At 47.3% G+C, this 14802-nt stretch carries 15 protein-coding genes; 10 read left to right on the top strand and 5 right to left on the bottom strand.

Annotated features, from left to right (window positions below; all coding sequences use genetic code 11):
• The first annotated feature begins 102 nt into the window (after nucleotides 1-102).
• Nucleotides 103-495 (top strand): LytR/AlgR family response regulator transcription factor, encoded by a 393-nt coding sequence (locus JI741_RS09085; RefSeq protein ID WP_202008723.1) that lies wholly within the window; start codon nucleotides 103-105, stop codon nucleotides 493-495.
• 8 nt (nucleotides 496-503) lie between these two features.
• Here JI741_RS09085 and JI741_RS09080 read toward each other — a convergent pair whose 3' ends face one another.
• Both JI741_RS09080 and JI741_RS09075 read right to left on the bottom strand, forming a co-directional pair.
• The gene (locus JI741_RS09080) at nucleotides 504-3557 is read right to left on the bottom strand and encodes a lantibiotic dehydratase (RefSeq protein ID WP_202008722.1); all 3054 of its coding nucleotides are present in this window, start codon (nucleotides 3555-3557) and stop codon (nucleotides 504-506) included.
• A 137-nt stretch (nucleotides 3558-3694) separates the two neighbouring features.
• Complete coding sequence (locus JI741_RS09075; RefSeq protein WP_202008721.1) at nucleotides 3695-4333, bottom strand: 4'-phosphopantetheinyl transferase family protein; 639 nt, start codon at nucleotides 4331-4333, stop codon at nucleotides 3695-3697.
• Nucleotides 4334-4770: 437 nt separating this feature from the next.
• Here JI741_RS09075 and JI741_RS09070 point away from each other — a divergent pair, with 437 nt between their 5' ends.
• From JI741_RS09070 to JI741_RS09060, 3 genes are all read left to right on the top strand, one after another.
• On the top strand, nucleotides 4771-5499 hold the full coding sequence (locus JI741_RS09070) for a DUF1028 domain-containing protein (RefSeq protein WP_202008720.1): 729 nt from the start codon (nucleotides 4771-4773) through the stop codon (nucleotides 5497-5499).
• 164 nt (nucleotides 5500-5663) lie between these two features.
• Complete coding sequence (locus JI741_RS09065; RefSeq protein WP_202008719.1) at nucleotides 5664-6755, top strand: nickel-binding protein; 1092 nt, start codon at nucleotides 5664-5666, stop codon at nucleotides 6753-6755.
• A gap of 167 nt (nucleotides 6756-6922) precedes the next feature.
• Nucleotides 6923-8239 carry a vanadium-dependent haloperoxidase gene (locus JI741_RS09060; protein WP_202008718.1) on the top strand — a complete coding sequence of 439 codons (1317 nt, stop codon included), beginning with the start codon at nucleotides 6923-6925 and terminating at the stop codon, nucleotides 8237-8239.
• A gap of 249 nt (nucleotides 8240-8488) precedes the next feature.
• On the opposite strand, the gene JI741_RS09055 is transcribed toward JI741_RS09060, so the two are convergent.
• Nucleotides 8489-8782: a hypothetical protein gene (locus tag JI741_RS09055; protein ID WP_202008717.1), complete on the bottom strand. Its 294-nt coding sequence runs from the start codon at nucleotides 8780-8782 to the stop codon at nucleotides 8489-8491.
• 133 nt (nucleotides 8783-8915) lie between these two features.
• On the opposite strand from JI741_RS09055, the gene JI741_RS09050 reads away from it, so the two are divergent.
• Complete coding sequence (locus JI741_RS09050) at nucleotides 8916-9371, top strand: helix-turn-helix domain-containing protein (RefSeq protein ID WP_202008716.1); 456 nt, start codon at nucleotides 8916-8918, stop codon at nucleotides 9369-9371.
• 172 nt (nucleotides 9372-9543) lie between these two features.
• On the opposite strand, the gene JI741_RS09045 is transcribed toward JI741_RS09050, so the two are convergent.
• Nucleotides 9544-9978: a hypothetical protein gene (locus tag JI741_RS09045; RefSeq protein ID WP_202008715.1), complete on the bottom strand. Its 435-nt coding sequence runs from the start codon at nucleotides 9976-9978 to the stop codon at nucleotides 9544-9546.
• Between the two features lie 40 nt (nucleotides 9979-10018).
• On the opposite strand from JI741_RS09045, the gene JI741_RS09040 reads away from it, so the two are divergent.
• The 5 genes from JI741_RS09040 to JI741_RS09020 all read left to right on the top strand — a co-directional run bounded on the left by JI741_RS09040 (nucleotide 10019) and on the right by JI741_RS09020 (nucleotide 14365).
• Nucleotides 10019-10750 (top strand): hypothetical protein, encoded by a 732-nt coding sequence (locus tag JI741_RS09040; RefSeq protein ID WP_202008714.1) that lies wholly within the window; start codon nucleotides 10019-10021, stop codon nucleotides 10748-10750.
• A gap of 306 nt (nucleotides 10751-11056) precedes the next feature.
• The gene (locus JI741_RS09035; protein ID WP_202008713.1) at nucleotides 11057-12016 is read left to right on the top strand and encodes a hypothetical protein; all 960 of its coding nucleotides are present in this window, start codon (nucleotides 11057-11059) and stop codon (nucleotides 12014-12016) included.
• 12 nt (nucleotides 12017-12028) lie between these two features.
• Nucleotides 12029-12922 (top strand): hypothetical protein, encoded by an 894-nt coding sequence (locus JI741_RS09030; protein WP_202008712.1) that lies wholly within the window; start codon nucleotides 12029-12031, stop codon nucleotides 12920-12922.
• A gap of 79 nt (nucleotides 12923-13001) precedes the next feature.
• The gene (locus JI741_RS09025) at nucleotides 13002-13214 is read left to right on the top strand and encodes a hypothetical protein (protein WP_202008711.1); all 213 of its coding nucleotides are present in this window, start codon (nucleotides 13002-13004) and stop codon (nucleotides 13212-13214) included.
• A gap of 152 nt (nucleotides 13215-13366) precedes the next feature.
• A complete protein-coding gene (locus JI741_RS09020; RefSeq protein ID WP_202008710.1) occupies nucleotides 13367-14365 on the top strand; it encodes a TolB-like translocation protein in 999 nt (332 codons plus the stop codon).
• On the opposite strand, the gene JI741_RS09015 is transcribed toward JI741_RS09020, so the two are convergent.
• A complete protein-coding gene (locus JI741_RS09015) occupies nucleotides 14352-14642 on the bottom strand; it encodes a hypothetical protein (protein ID WP_202008709.1) in 291 nt (96 codons plus the stop codon). The two genes, JI741_RS09020 and JI741_RS09015, sit on opposite strands and share 14 nt — an antisense overlap.
• Nucleotides 14643-14802: the final 160 nt, after the last annotated feature.

Raw genomic sequence — 14802 nt, 5'->3', positions numbered from 1 at the left:
GACAATATTCATGAGTTCGTCTAGATCATTTAGGAAAGTAACCAAATATACCCTTTTTAACAAAAAATACAAATCACTAAGTCGCTCGGAGGGACTACCGTTTTGAAAAAAATACTATACTGCATCATCGTCGAAGACGAACCACTGGCCCTGCAGCTTCTGGAAAAATACATTACCCGGTTAGACCAACTTAAGCTGATCGGAAAATGTGAAAGTGTTGAAGAAGCATACGAAGCCATCGCTTCTCACCACGTGGATATTGTGTTTCTGGATTTAAATCTGGAGTCCGTCTCCGGTTTCGACCTCGTCGAAAAAATGACGGTGGAATCACAAAACACCTACTATTTTATCATCACGTCGAGTGTGCCGCCATCCAGCAAAAAGATGGATGCTTTCCGGTCCGACAATCTTCTTCTGGTCGATCATCTCACAAAACCCTTTTCGTTTGAGCAATTTTTGCAAAGCATCGAAAAAGTGATGAACATCAAAAAATAGAAGCTGCGTCAAACCACCACGTTTCGCTTCGCTTGTGACTGATAGTGCTGGAACAAAAAGTCGTAGAGCACCATTTCATGATAGCGGGGGTTTGCGGGCAGCAGGCGGTTCAACGAAAGGTGAATGTAGTGTTTCAGCAGCAACGGCACGGGCACCGACAACGTTCCCTCACGTTGTTTCTTCAAAATCTCTGCAGCAAAAGGCCGCATAGCCACACCGCGTGTCAGAATAATTTCCTGTATAGGTTCCGCAAAGGCATCTCCCTGCAACACTTGCCCGATGGCCGTTCGATAGCCCCGCAGTTTGTCGGCCAGGGAGCGCTTCATCGCCGACGTAACATCCATCTCCTTGAAAAATTGCTGTCGCAGATCATACACGATCGCCTGTTGCTCAGTCGCGCCCATGTCGAAAACCTGAAACCATTGGTTCACCAGGGCCAGCCCCAGCTTCCAACGCAAGTCCTCGTCGTCTACATGCGCCAGCAATTGAATGACCGATTCTGAATCGAGAAAAAACAACGACTCGCTGGTGTCGATGTTCTCGTCGCCATAGCGCTCAATTTCGCGTCTGTAAGTGGTTGTCTGGATGTCGGAAATCACGCCGGCCTCCATCAGCCGATGCGCTCCCTTCTGAAATTCCGCGATCACCGTGTGGTAGAACAAACCTTTTCCGTTGAACCGGACACGAACATGATTCAAGGGATCTCTATAGCGGATAAAAAACCATCGGTCAACGATGCCCTGCTCCAACAAGTACTCCGCCAGCGGCTTCACCAACGCCAGCAACACCTGATCTGACGCCCTGGTGTTGCAATAGATCTTATAATATATCCATTCAGAACCCAGCGCGAACGACCGCCTTGCCTTCAGCGGCATCGTTCGGCTTGGTGTGTGGTGACCTTGCGCCGCGTTGTTTGCCAGGGGCACAATCAATTCGTTGCTGTAGCCATTTCCGGCGGCATCGCGAAAAAGCAAATTTCCTTCGTTCGTAATACTCTCCTCCAACACGTTTATGGTTTCCACCAGCTTTTGAAGCACCGGCAGATGGCTGTCGTTCTCCAGATCAAGTGGTATTTTGTTATCGCGTTCCCCCAACACCACCCGGCGGGGTATGCCATGCTTTTTTCGCAATGCCTCCACTACACGCTTCACGTTATCGGTCTTTGCGATGGCCTCAACTTCTCCGGCGGTTAATTGCCATTTTGCCGCCGACAAAATCACGTTCCCCATTTTCACCGTGGGCAGGTAGGGTGCGTTTTTCAAAGGCCCCCAGTCCCACATCACCGACGATTGAATGCCCTGATATTGCAAGTCGCACAAGAACCTGTAGGCCGCAATGGTGTCGTTGGAAAAGTTATGCGCCGAACTGAGTCGCGGAATAATTTCGCGGTCCAGCTTCTTCGATCGCAGCACCAGCCGCCCTCCCACCAGCGCGAGCGTCAGATCGTTGATCGACACCGTGTGATCGTTGTCAACACCGCTTCGGGCGAGAATGGGTATTTCGTAAGGTCGCAACACGGGCCGGGTAGAGATGTTGCCGATGCGCGCCTCGTTTGCGTGAACAACTTCGGCAAAGATTGCATCGGCATAATTTTGCTCTTCCCTTCGCAGGGTTTCACAAAGATCATCTGCAATGTCTTTGCGCAAGTGACAAAACCGCGCAATGAGCGAGGCCGCCGACGGGCCATAGGCGCCCGTAAAGAAAACATCGGTGTGTTGCTCGCCGGTGGCCAGGGTTTTGTTGTGAAGCGAAACAAAGGCATACAATGAAGAGGGAAGTTTGCCGGGTTTAATGAAGGGACGCAATTCGTCTTTTGTCAACAGCAGGGGCTGTTTGTGCTGTATCGCTTCATGATATTTGCCCAACAGAAATTTATAAAAGTCAGACGACGTAAACACCACGGCATCTTTTTCCCTTGCAAAACCAATGTCTTTCAGCAACATCGAATCCTCGATCGGAACGGAATATTGCACGGGATATCCCACACCCACTTCCGGATCGAGGGCGATGCAAAGGTCTATGGTTTGATGCTCGTAGCGCTCGTAAAAAGCCTTGCAAAAATCGTCGAGCGTTTTCCCTTCTTCCGGAGCCATCAGTCCCGATAGCGTCTCCACAGCATCCTGAACGGTGTCGGCAATGTTCCGGGTCAATGCCACGGTACCATCCCGGTATGCATCGACCTGCAAATAGTTTACGGGACTGTTCGGGTTTGCAAACTGGCGTAGCGTGTTCATGAGCGCGGGATAGACCGATAGATTTTCGTGGGCTACCTGGCGATCGAGTTGCGTGAGATATTTCTGAATGTGATCCAACACCGGCGCCGGTATGCGATGCTGTTGCAGCACCGATTGCACATTCGAAAAATAGTCGCAACGGGTCAGGTTGATTTCAAGCTCGCTGGTGAGCAGTTGGTTTCGGATAATCAATTCCACAAATCCATAGGCCTCTTCAAAATCGATGTCGTCGTTCACAAGACTCAACGCCAGGGCGCGCTTGTTTTTTCCGTGGCGCGCCTGCTCCAGCACGTGGCGAATGCTGTCGTTGTCGTCGAGGTTGGAGAGGCTGTAGGTCCGTCTGCCATTCTCGATCGTGTATTCGATGTAGCGCAAGGTGTTGCCAACGGCATACAAGGTGTTGTTTGGAAAGAACTTCACAGCATCGCCAATTTCCGGTTGGGCCATCATGGCAGCCGCCAGTGTCGAAACAAAGTCTGTGTCGAGCCGTGTGTGCCGTTTAATGCTGGCGGGAAGTATGGTCTGTGGAGTGTCTGACCAGATTCCTTTTGTTATCCCCGAGAACAATCCAAACGGCGTGGGCCGGCACGATAGCCGCAGCAAATATTTCTGGAGCGAGAACGCCACGCGTTTCATCTCTCCTTCGCTTAGTGCCGACTGCAGGAATGGGTCCAGCTTGGCATATAGCGCCGACGACGCCAGGTAAAGTGCTTCCTTCACCATCGGGTCTGAAAATTTTGATTTTAAAGCGTCAATGTCAAGCAGGTCGGCGGTGTGATAGGGAAAGAGGGGTGTTCGCAAAATGAAGTACGACTCATGTGTGATCATAGGTGGTTTTTTTGAAGAAACAGTACTGCAACAACAATGTGGTTTCAAAGTACCTGTCGCCTCCATCCATTTCACAACACTCCTCTGGTGCCTCGACCCCACGGCATGTTAAAAACACTTTCAGCTTTTTTTACAGACTAATCAAAAATTGAGATGGTGTGAACTTCGATGGTTTCCACACGCTTGTCGATGGCCAGATGCGCCTTATAGCCCTGCGCGATATGCAACGGATAAATACTCCACAGCGTGTCGGCCATATAAATTTGTTCGTCACTTTGTATTTCCTTCAACGGAATCTGCAGTCCCCGGCCATCGGCCTTTATCACGGCCTCCTTGATCGTCCAGATCCTGAAAAATTCCGGCAGGCTCTCCTTTTGCGCGTTCACGCGGCGCCACTCTTCGCCGGTCAAACAATCTGCAAAATCATGCACGTTCACATCGTGGATCCTTTCAATATCAACTCCCACCCTGCAGTTTGATCCCAGCGCGCAAACAACAAAACCGCCCGAGTGCGATATGTTGAAATCAACGTTCGCGCCCGCTATGTAGGGGCGATTATAGGCGTTGTATTGAATTATTTCTTCGTGGCCGTTAACACCCTGTGCCGCCAATCCTTTTCCGAGCAACAACCTTCCCATCAGGAAAGCCTGTGCATCTTCCCAACGCCTGTATTTGCCGGCCTTCTCCAACAACGCCTGCGGCAGCCGGTTCGCAACCGCTTCATAAACCGACTTCTCCCAGCAAATGTTATTTTCAGAAACAAAAATTTTTACCATAGAGACACAAAGATCACCAACGTCTGACACCTAAAAAAGGAAAAGCACCCGGCACTACGCATGAAGCCTTTAAACAAGCCGGGCAAAAAAGAAAGAAACCAAGGAAAAGAAATCAACTAAACAACCAAACGAAACTATCAGACAACGCATCCCGGACCGACCGGTTACCCCCTACGCAAATCAATTCACGATGCCGGACCCTACAGTAATTTAGCAATAAATTCAAACCTCCAAAACTATTTTTCCAGTCACAAGGCAAGTGATGTGTCTGTTGGCAAGCTGTGCGCGAACACTTTTGTAGGCGAGACGTTAAGGACTTTGGAAGAACGCTCTTGTTTCTATCAACCTGCAAGACACTCTATGAAACACCCATCGGATGGCTGAAGTATAGAGCATCTTATGTAAATTGGTTCTGTCTAAATCATAACATGTTAACTATGAACGTAACCAAGACTCTCTTTTTAGTACTCTTACTGGCGACACAAGGGTTTTCATCTTTCGCCACGTGGTCTATCATCGTGGCAAATCCCAAAACAAAAGAAATAGGAATTGCAGGAGCTTCGTGCACGCAGAGCGTTTATGGCATTGGGGCCATTATGCCGGGCAAGGGTGCGATAGTGGTGCAGGCGAATGCAAATGGTTATGCAAAATTGCGAGGATTTGAGATGATTATGAGCGGAACGGCACCGGCAACAATACTTGAAACGCTCAAACAACCTCAGTTCGATCCCGAAAACCAACAATATGCCATACTCTCCCTGACCGACGTTGACCATCCCGTTACCTATACCGGAACAAAAACAATTTCTTATGCCGGCAGTTTGACAGGACACGGCATTTCCGTGCAGGGCAACATGTTGACAAGTGCAGATGTTTTGAAAGCGGTGTTTGATGCGGCGGTAAAAGCTCAAAAAGATTCGCTCGCTATCGAGGATATATTGATGATTGCTTTGGAAGCAGGCGCAAAATTTGGTGGTGACAAAAGATGTGGAGAAAGAAAGGCATCAAGTTCATTCCTCACCGTGTCGCAACCGGAAGATGTAGATAAGCATTGGCTCAATTTAGTTATCTATGGCAACGATGATCGTACCCGCGCAGTGGAAGCTCTCCGTCAAAAATTTGACGAGTGGAAGTCAAGTGAGAAACCCAATCGTAAAACCCCATAAGCAGAAACTCACCAACAATCGGCGATACATGGCAACGCTAGGGGTTAAGGTTTCCAAAGACAATAATTCTGGTATGGGCGACAACCTCCGGAATAATAAATTTAAATCCTTCTGGCCACCCAAATAATTGTTATATTCAAATACCTAAACCGAGCCAATCGAGTATGCCACTCTACATGGATTTTCATAAAATTGAGAACGTTACAATTGACGACGTGCTCTCCGCGCACATGGCAGATGAATCCGTTCAGGAAAAGTATGGCGTTAAATACCATCAATTTTGGGTAAACCAAAAAGAGGGTACCGTTTTTTGCCTGGTGGAAGGTCCCGATGCCAAAACCTGCGAGCTCGTACATCAGATAGCGCATGGCAATTTGGCTTGTGCGATGACGGAAGTGGAAGGGAGCAGCTTCAACCTTTTTATGGGCGATAAATTGGTAGTGGACCATGGACTAACGCGCCATGAAGACGGGGAAATTGACGAGGGCTATCGCTCCGTGCTCGTGGCGTCTATACGGGGCATTACCACCGCTAAAAATTCCAGTGACTTCCAGCGCCTGCAAATTCCATTCTGGGCAAAAGAAACGGTTTCCAAAAATATTAAGTTGAATCGCGGGCGCACAAAGAAAGCCGAAGCCGACGACACCATCATCGGCGTGTTTAACGATGTGGAAGACGCTATCCGGTGTGCTGCAAAAATCCAGGACGAACTACAGCATAGCGTAGAGCAGCCAAAAGTACTTTTCAAAATGGGCATCAGTGCCGACCAGCCCGTGACGCCTGATGGCGAATTTTTCTCGAAAGCTATTCGATTAAGCCATCGTTTGTGCACCACAGCTTTCGACAATCAAATTCTGGTCTCGGCACTGGCCAGTAAACTTTGTGCGGGCGTAAAAACGTCTGGTCAAATCAGATTTCTGGGCAGCCACGAAGAAGCGTTTGTCTTCGATTTATTAAACATTGCAGACACCAAACTTGCCGATGAGAATTTTAATGTGGCCACCATCTGCAAAGACATCGGCGTGAGCCGGCCGCAGCTCTACAGAAAAGTGACGGCACTAACCGGCAGGGCACCCAATGACTTTCTCAGGGACATTCGTCTTGAAAAATCACTGACGTTGTTGAAACAACGCACCAAAAACATCTCACAAATAGCATTGGAAGTCGGCTATAGCAATCCTTCCTATTTCTCGAAGTGCTTTGCCGAAAAATTTGGATGTATGCCTTCCGAAGTTCTGGCTTCAGCTAACCGATAGCGATGACCACGTTCTTCTCCCGTGCAATAGACCTCCCCAGATCAATTTGAACAGTTACGGGCATTCTTTGAACAATTCAAGGTAGAACTTATTGCCCCGGCAACGCAATTTGGCATTACGATTTTTGATCGATGTAAACGCCAACGCTAACCCTCTATTAAGTGATTATGAAAAAAAGATACCTCATCGTATTCCTGCTCTTACTTCAGTGGACAGTTATAACAACTGAAAGTCTTGCGCTGCCTCCCGCCAAACCCGACGGAAAGCTACTGTCTGACTGGATCGCACTTCATCTCAAGCTGATCCGGAAGACGAAGGGCTTAAGTCAGGGACAGCTCAACCGACAATTTGCCTATAGCAGCGTCGCGTTCTATGAAGCCGTTGCAGCGGGCGACGGTCGTTACGTATCGCTGAAAAATCAATTGCAGGATTTAGAGAATATACCCGCCGCTCCCACGGAGAAAAAAACATGTCGTGTAGCCAGTGGCAATGCCGCGATCGCTTCCACATTACGGAACTTCTATGCAGACAATCCGTCGAGTACAAATCGCATTGACTCACTTGAAAATTATTACCTGAGTGTGTTTGCAAAAGATGGCTTCACGAAGGATCAGATCAAAACAGGAGCTGACTTTGGCGTGTCCATCGCTACGGCTGTTCTGGAATGGGCAAAGCGCGACGGTGCTGCAAAAACATATCCGCCATACGAGGTGCCAAAGGGTGACGGATTGTGGGAACCCACACCTCCCGGATTTACTGCACCGGCTGCACCGTATGCTTCTCAGAATAGAACGTGCATAAAAAACAGCGGTAGCAACACGTTGCCCGTTCCTCCTATAAGTTTTGCCGCTACGCCTGCGTCGGATTTCTATAATATGGTGCAGGAGGTATATCAGGCTTCGCTGGCTTTAACGGAAGATCAAAAATCGATGGCACTTTTCTGGGACGACTTTCCAGACGGCAGGTACTACGGTGCTTCAGGGCATTGGGCTTCTATCTTGAGGCAGATCATCGATTCAGAAAAGTTGTCGCTGGTCAAAGCGTCGGAGGCATACGCGCAAATGACCACCACCCTACTGGATGCCTTCAACGCCTGCTGGAAAGCCAAATATACCTACAACGTGCTCCGGCCCATTACTTACGTTCACAGATACATGAATCATCCGGAATGGCAGTCGCTAATCACTACCCCAGCTCATCCCGAATATCCGGCGGCTCACGCATCCGTGTCGATGGCCGCAGCCAAAGCCCTTACCTACACGCTGGGCAGCAACATCAAGTTCACCGATCACAGCTATGACGATCTGGGCTTTCGGCCAAGAAGCTTCAGGAATTTTGAAGAAGCCGGCAAGGAAGCAGGACTATCAAGATTTTATGGAGGGATTCACTACCGACCCTCAATTGAGGCCGGATACCTGTTGGGAGCAAAAACAGCAGAGAACATAAAAAGCCAAATACACTTTACCGAGGAGAGGTCTAAATAACCAAACGCGCGGGACAAACTTCGACAATCAAACTTGTCAAAAAGACCTACGATTGTCAAAGTTACCCGCGTTACTTCGGTTGGGTATATATTATTCTGAACTATATCTAAGTCATGTTGATTCTTGTTGTTCATTTTTATTCTTTGTTCATATAAAATGAACATTCAAAAACAGTGAACAAATCAGTTCGCCCGACAGGCGGATCACCAAGGCGTTCGCCGTCCACTCTCGGCTGAACATGCTCCAAGGCTACCGGGGTTTCCTTAACCGAGTTTCCTCAATGCCTGACCGCCGCGGCCGGGGATGAAGCACCCCGTCTATCATTTTCAGTAGCTCGCACAGCAAGTCCACATGGTGGGCCATCTCGGTGAATTTCACGTGCAGCGCGTTGTGTTCGCGCAGGATGTAGACGTGGTAGAGTTCGATGAGGGTTTCGCGATAGTCGTTGGCCGAGGCGGTGTCGAGGAGGTGGGCCAGCTTGTCTATGACTTCCTGGGTGAGGAATTCCGGGAGCGGCCTGATGATTTTGTTTTGCTCGTTCATGACGTTTGGGTTTTGTTTGTCACGAAACACGGTGCGCATACTGAAACCGGCCAGCAGGGCGTGGCATAATTTATCCGGTTTTCGGGCTAAATTATGATCGGGGAAACTTGACATTATTTATATATTTGTTGACATGAAGGAATATGAATTTTCTGAAAAAGCATCCAGACCACATCAAGGTCGCAATGTGAGACGCTTTCGCGACATGGCGCGCCTGAAACAGGAAGCCTTGGCCGCAGCGTTGGGTGGAGATTGGACACAAAAGAAAGTGTCGCAGATAGAAGCTATGGAAGAAATAGAACCGGCATTGCTTGAGCAATTGGCAAAGGCGCTGCATGTGACACCCGCAGCCATTGAACATTTTGATGAGGAGAAGACCCTTGCTTTTATTTCAAACATATTCAACGACCACTCAGGTCCTGGCATTAGCTATAGCACTGTCACCTATGAAAATGCCAACGACGCTTTGTTGGCTGAGAACAAAAAGTTGTACGAGACTTTATTAAAGGAGAAAGACGCTTTGCTAAAAGAGAAGGACGAGCGGATTGCTTTGCTTCAAAAGTTGCTGGAAGATCGCGCTGCTAAATAATGGTTCGCGCACTTCAGGCTTTGTGCTTGCTATAAAATTAACCTATCGTGGCCAAAGCATTCCACGCTCACAGCAGTGAAGATAAAGATCTGGCGGAAAAAATTGCCACATCCCCTGGTTCGAACCGGTGCTCTGAAGTAAACTAACTAGTGCCGGAGATATAGTTTACAGATCATTTTCCATCACCACCCCTTTCCCCCACCCGCACGCGCTGCACTCGCGCATGCAAACCCTGAACACGCGAAAAAACAAAACGCACAACCAACTTTCGCCCGGCCTTTCGCTCGTGCAAGCCTCTCCATTTCAAAAACACGCGCAGCACCAGCGCGTGCCGAACCGCCAAAAGCTCATTTATAAAAATCTTTCCTGAAACCACGCGGTGCAATGGCTCGTGCATTCCGCACCATAGCAAGTGCACGCACCGCAATAGCTTCTGCACGGCAAGCCACGGCGTGTGCACGCTTTGCCATTGCTTGAGTGCGCACTGAACCGACGAAATATCGTTGGATGATTCGTTTTTTCGTTGGCTGCAAAACACTGAAAGTGCGAATTCAGGCTGGAATCTGCGTTTTTGAATTGGCCCGAGGGTTGTTTCGGGGGTTGGCATACGAAATTATTTTCTAAACCAATTTTAAAATTTCACTACCATGAACTCGAATGAACAAAGCCACGAAAAGAATGTAGCAAACTTTGACGTGCTCATTGAACAATGTAAAACCCTGAAAGAACGCTACAATCCGGCGCAAGACGATTTGCAGTTGGTCAAGCTTTCGGAACTGAGCACACGGGCCAAGGCGGTGCTGGCGGCCGTGGGCAGCGCCAAGACGGACTATGATATGAACGTGAACGCCCGGTCAACCCTTTTTCAAAGTTTACTGAAAATGAGCACGCGCGTGTTGCGCGCGCTGGCGGCGGCGCGCATCGGCGAAAAAGATCTTGTGGATGCGCGCGAACACGTGCGCAAGATGCGCGGCACGCGCGTGAAACCAAAAGTGGTGGCCATCACCGACACGACGTCGCCACCCGCGCCCACCACGGCGTCGTCGTCGCAGCGGGGCTTCGATAGTCAGGTGAAACACTTTCGCGAGTTTGTCGATGGCATTAGCAAGGAACCACTCTACAAACCCAACGAGGCCGACCTGAAGGTGGAGACCCTTCAGAAGCTGGTGGCGGACCTCGAAGAAAAAAATCTGAAAGCCAAACAAACGGCGGCGGTCATCACGAGCCTGCGCATAGAGCGCAACGCCGTGCTCTACGCCGCAAACACGGGGCTCTATGATATTTCGATGGCGGTAAAAAACTATGTGATCTCCGTCACGCAAGTGCGCGACCCTGCAGCGCAAAAAATGCGGGCCATACCGTTCAAGAAGCTGGCATAGGTTGAATGCTTTAGATCGGTGTTGGCACGGTTAACTTTTTTTCCCGTGCAAGCGGCGTAAGCGTTTCAAATTTTTCTATCTTCGGGCATGAGCCCATCAATCTGCTTTCGAGCGGATGGATGGGCTCATTTTTTGTGAAAGACCCTGTCGGGTGGCGGCTTATCGGAAGAAGTTAAGCCGGGGCAGCGGGTTTATAATCAGGTGTTGGCGGAGTATAAGAGAAATCATCAGGCGGGGTGGTGATGGGATTCGGAAGCCCCGTTTAAAAAGAATTGGCTATATTAACCTTAGGTAACGTTTTCCACCATGAGCCGCAAAGCAGACTGCTTCGATGAACTTGAGGCTGCTAAATACTATCATCAAGAAATTATTGAATTTTACGAAACCTGCAAATACGGTAACCCTAAGAAATTCATGAACACGCGGATGTCATCCGCTCTCCATGCACTCCGAGCAATCTACGAAAAATCATACCTTGACATTTACGAACAAATTATCGTACCTACATTAGGCAAGCCCGTGGATATGGATAAGGTTCACATATCTTTTCCTAGGGCGGATTCTCTGTCAGGCTTTCAAGCAGACAACACGATAAAGCTTCTAGCCCCTTTACATGCCGACATTACTTCGATCCTGGAATCAGTCCAACCATATAACAATCCACACATAAAGAGATTGTTTTACTACTCTGGAAAGTCCGGTCACAATAGGCCGATGACGGAAGCTAAAGAGGCGCATGGATTGTCTATCGGTGACGTAAAGATTACTGACGAATGGAATAGCACTTTCTACTTTGGAACCGGAAAGAATGCGATAATCGATTGCCAATATAGTAACCCCTTTAAAAATCTTGTTCTGGTGAATTCGGAAAATGCCTCAGTTCTTCAGGGCGTTTTCAATTCGGTCATAATTGTAAATTGTCATGAATTTGATTTAGCCCATAGTTTTATCGAGAATCTATCGCTCGTCAATAGCTCCGGCCTTGTATATGGCAATACAATTCGCGGCCACAAGCAAATAAATAGCATTACAGTTAAATTTGACAAACTAACATTCGAGCCCACCGCATATGATGTTGTTAACGGCCAAAAAATTCCTGTTAATTCTTTCGCATCAGTTGAAGCAGAAATATTCCAAGAGATATACATGAAGAATCTAACTAGGTTCTACTTTGAGGCGACAGAACTTGAAATTTTGAGCTTCATAGGTGTGGGGATAATGTTCGCAGACAAATATTTAAATGACATCTACAGTATTTTGAAATAGGAAATTAAAACCATGAGAACTAAATTATTTTGGACGTACCTATCATGGATACTGACCATCATCAGTTTCATCACCTCTTTCTATTTCTATGAGGATGCAAAAAGAGAGAGAATTCCCACGTTCTTTGAAGAACCCTTTAGGACTGAAATTGTCTCCAAGAATCTGGTACTATCCGCCCCTATCAAGATTTATGATAGTGAAGGACTACCTATTGCAACTAACGTATATTCTACCAAGTTTTACTTCTTCAATCAGGGTAAAGAACCCATTAAAGATGAAGATATCCTTAAGCCGTTATTTATTCAATTATCCGATGATAGCGCGAAGATATTGAGCGTCAAGCTGATTAAAGTAACTAGAGAAGTCACGGGACTGACGTTACAGCTGGATTCGCTTCTCAAAAATACGCTTAGCATCAATTTCAAAATCCTTGAACAGAATGATGGCTGCATTGGTCAGATTATTTATCAATCCGACCGCGAACCCCTGTTAAAAATATCGGGAACTATCGAAGGTAGTGGTGATGCATTCACTAATGAGATGAAGCTTTCTTACCCAATAACGTTTATAGTAATTATAGTTGTATTGGTAATTTTCTCAATTGCTCTCTTCGTTCTATTATTAATTTTCTTAGAGCGGCTGTCAGCAAAGCTAGGTAGACCTAACAAGAGCTTGGGAAACTGGTTATTTTTAAAATACATTCTCACAATTCATAACGCCAACAACCCTCGCGAAAGAACAAGTATGAGATTTACTTATTTTCAAGTTATCATAGCGTCAATTGCCCTTTTTACCATTTTACACGTCCTTTCCTATTTTACAACTAAATCTGCCTTGGACAAATGGATTAACCCAAACTATCCAAACAGAAAAGAAATTGAAATCCCGTCAACGCTAAAGCAATAAAGGTTCTTAAAAAATAATCTATTTTTGTAATGCTATGGCGTAGCGACGATTTAAGTCCCACTTAAACCGATTTGCTACTATGCCATTCCAACACGAACGCGGAAAATATCCAGTAGGCACCGTGGTCCGACTAAAGAAAACAGGTGAGTTTGCCATCATCGTAGATAAAGCCTACTTGAAAGATGAAAAGGAGTTTCTTAACTACTATGCAAACATAGAAGGACGTGCCGATGGACGGTGGGCACTATATGATGGTGACTTTGAACTCGAGTGCTTGCCACCTACAACCTGACACACATGTGCTGCTTGCGCGCTCTTTTTGAACTCTTGACTTTAGGCTAATATTGAATTATATTCGGTTGCACCAATGTCACCCTCTTTGGTAACCACAGATTAAGAAAACGCGTGTTTAACCAACGGGTCCATGTTTGGGCCGTTAGCACAATGAAAACTCTTTTGCCATTTGTTATCATTCTTGTAATGCTCACGTTGCTGAGTTGTGGCGACGATGCGAGCGAAAAGAATGGCAGTTGTCCTCCATTTTCAATCGTTCCTTCAGCGCCCTACAGCAATCCCATTTGGCACCCCAACGGCGACATTATTGGCTTCAACCACAGGCCCATCAAGGAGATTGATTATGGCTATGGCAAAGATTGCCCTCTGCAAGCTACCTACACTTACAAAGAAGATTCCGTCGGATTTTGGCTTGCGGGCAGCGATGGCACAAACAAGCGGCGGGCGCTGCCGGCCATGCTCGAAACGCCGGTGTGGAGTCGTGATGGCAAGTGGATAGCGTTTGGCTTTAGTGGAGGGATTTATAAAATGCCGTTTGATGGTGCTGAATTTGACACCACCAACATTATTTTGCTCACCAAGAGCGGCCGCAATTTCTTTCCTGCATGGAGCCCCGACGATTCGTTTATTGCCTTCGACAACACAGATTGCGGCAGTGCCACCACACCCGTGCCGCCAAACAGTTGCGGCACCCTCGTTGTGAACAACAACGGCGATGATTTAAAATATTACGGCCTGGGCCGTATGCCATATTGGGGCCTGGACAACAAGGCTGTGTTTACCGGCGGCGTGAAGTATGACACCGGCACCGGCGAGGCCACTACATTTTTCGACCCCAATGCAAACAAGGTGGTGTTTGACGGCCCTCCACAGTTTAGCCCCGACGGCAAAACCATTGCCTTTGTGGGTCACTACACCAACACACCAACAGCTTTCTCCATGCTCTTTAGGATGGAAGCCGACGGATCGAAACTAAAAACAATTACCGACGAACATATTACGCATTTTTCCTGGTCACCCTCCGGCAAAATCGTTTACTCAAAATTCGACTATCAAGGTGTTGACGATGTGAATGGCACGTTGTGGACGATGAATGCCGACGGGACAAATAAGAAGCAGATTACTTTCAACCGTTTCAATGCTTGGTAAGAATCCCGAGTTCGTTCTCTGGTCTCCATCTCCTTAGTTCCAGCATTTCGCTTTCATTTTCACACTCAATAAGAAGTCCCATGTTCATCGTCTCATCATCCGCCTTCCTCATGGAAGAAACCCCCTTTATTCTCCTTTTTCTCTTCTTACCAAATGCATCAAATTCAATATAGTCGCCAAAATAAACCACACCTTCCTCAATTGTCCCTGCTAAAACCAGCCCACGGTCGGTAATAATGAATGTGTCTTTAATTCTGAATCTTGATATCATTTTCACTTCAAAGTCTTTGTTTGTCGGAACGTTTTATATCAAACAACGCAATTGCCTCGTCATTACACCTTTCTCTTGCAATTGCTATCATCTTACGGATCCCGAAGTTTGGATATGCTGGATTAAAAACAAAAAAACTCAAAATCATAGGAACATCGAGTACCAT

The organism is Chryseolinea lacunae, from assembly GCF_016735595.1.
Taxonomy (GTDB): domain Bacteria; phylum Bacteroidota; class Bacteroidia; order Cytophagales; family Cyclobacteriaceae; genus Chryseolinea; species Chryseolinea lacunae.
Note: the sequence above shows the minus strand (reverse complement) of the source record. Positions and strands in the feature narration are given on the sequence as shown.

Coding starts and splice junctions, on each gene's coding strand:
- JI741_RS09050 (WP_202008716.1), top strand. CDS start 8,916: ATGAAGGAATATGAATTTTCTGAAAAAGCATCCAGACCACATCAAGGT.
- JI741_RS09055 (WP_202008717.1), bottom strand. CDS start 8,782: ATGAACGAGCAAAACAAAATCATCAGGCCGCTCCCGGAATTCCTCACC.
- JI741_RS09035 (WP_202008713.1), top strand. CDS start 11,057: ATGAGCCGCAAAGCAGACTGCTTCGATGAACTTGAGGCTGCTAAATAC.
- JI741_RS09045 (WP_202008715.1), bottom strand. CDS start 9,978: ATGCCAACCCCCGAAACAACCCTCGGGCCAATTCAAAAACGCAGATTC.
- JI741_RS09040 (WP_202008714.1), top strand. CDS start 10,019: ATGAACTCGAATGAACAAAGCCACGAAAAGAATGTAGCAAACTTTGAC.
- JI741_RS09020 (WP_202008710.1), top strand. CDS start 13,367: ATGAAAACTCTTTTGCCATTTGTTATCATTCTTGTAATGCTCACGTTG.
- JI741_RS09065 (WP_202008719.1), top strand. CDS start 5,664: ATGCCACTCTACATGGATTTTCATAAAATTGAGAACGTTACAATTGAC.
- JI741_RS09025 (WP_202008711.1), top strand. CDS start 13,002: ATGCCATTCCAACACGAACGCGGAAAATATCCAGTAGGCACCGTGGTC.
- JI741_RS09060 (WP_202008718.1), top strand. CDS start 6,923: ATGAAAAAAAGATACCTCATCGTATTCCTGCTCTTACTTCAGTGGACA.
- JI741_RS09030 (WP_202008712.1), top strand. CDS start 12,029: ATGAGAACTAAATTATTTTGGACGTACCTATCATGGATACTGACCATC.
- JI741_RS09075 (WP_202008721.1), bottom strand. CDS start 4,333: ATGGTAAAAATTTTTGTTTCTGAAAATAACATTTGCTGGGAGAAGTCG.
- JI741_RS09070 (WP_202008720.1), top strand. CDS start 4,771: ATGAACGTAACCAAGACTCTCTTTTTAGTACTCTTACTGGCGACACAA.
- JI741_RS09080 (WP_202008722.1), bottom strand. CDS start 3,557: ATGATCACACATGAGTCGTACTTCATTTTGCGAACACCCCTCTTTCCC.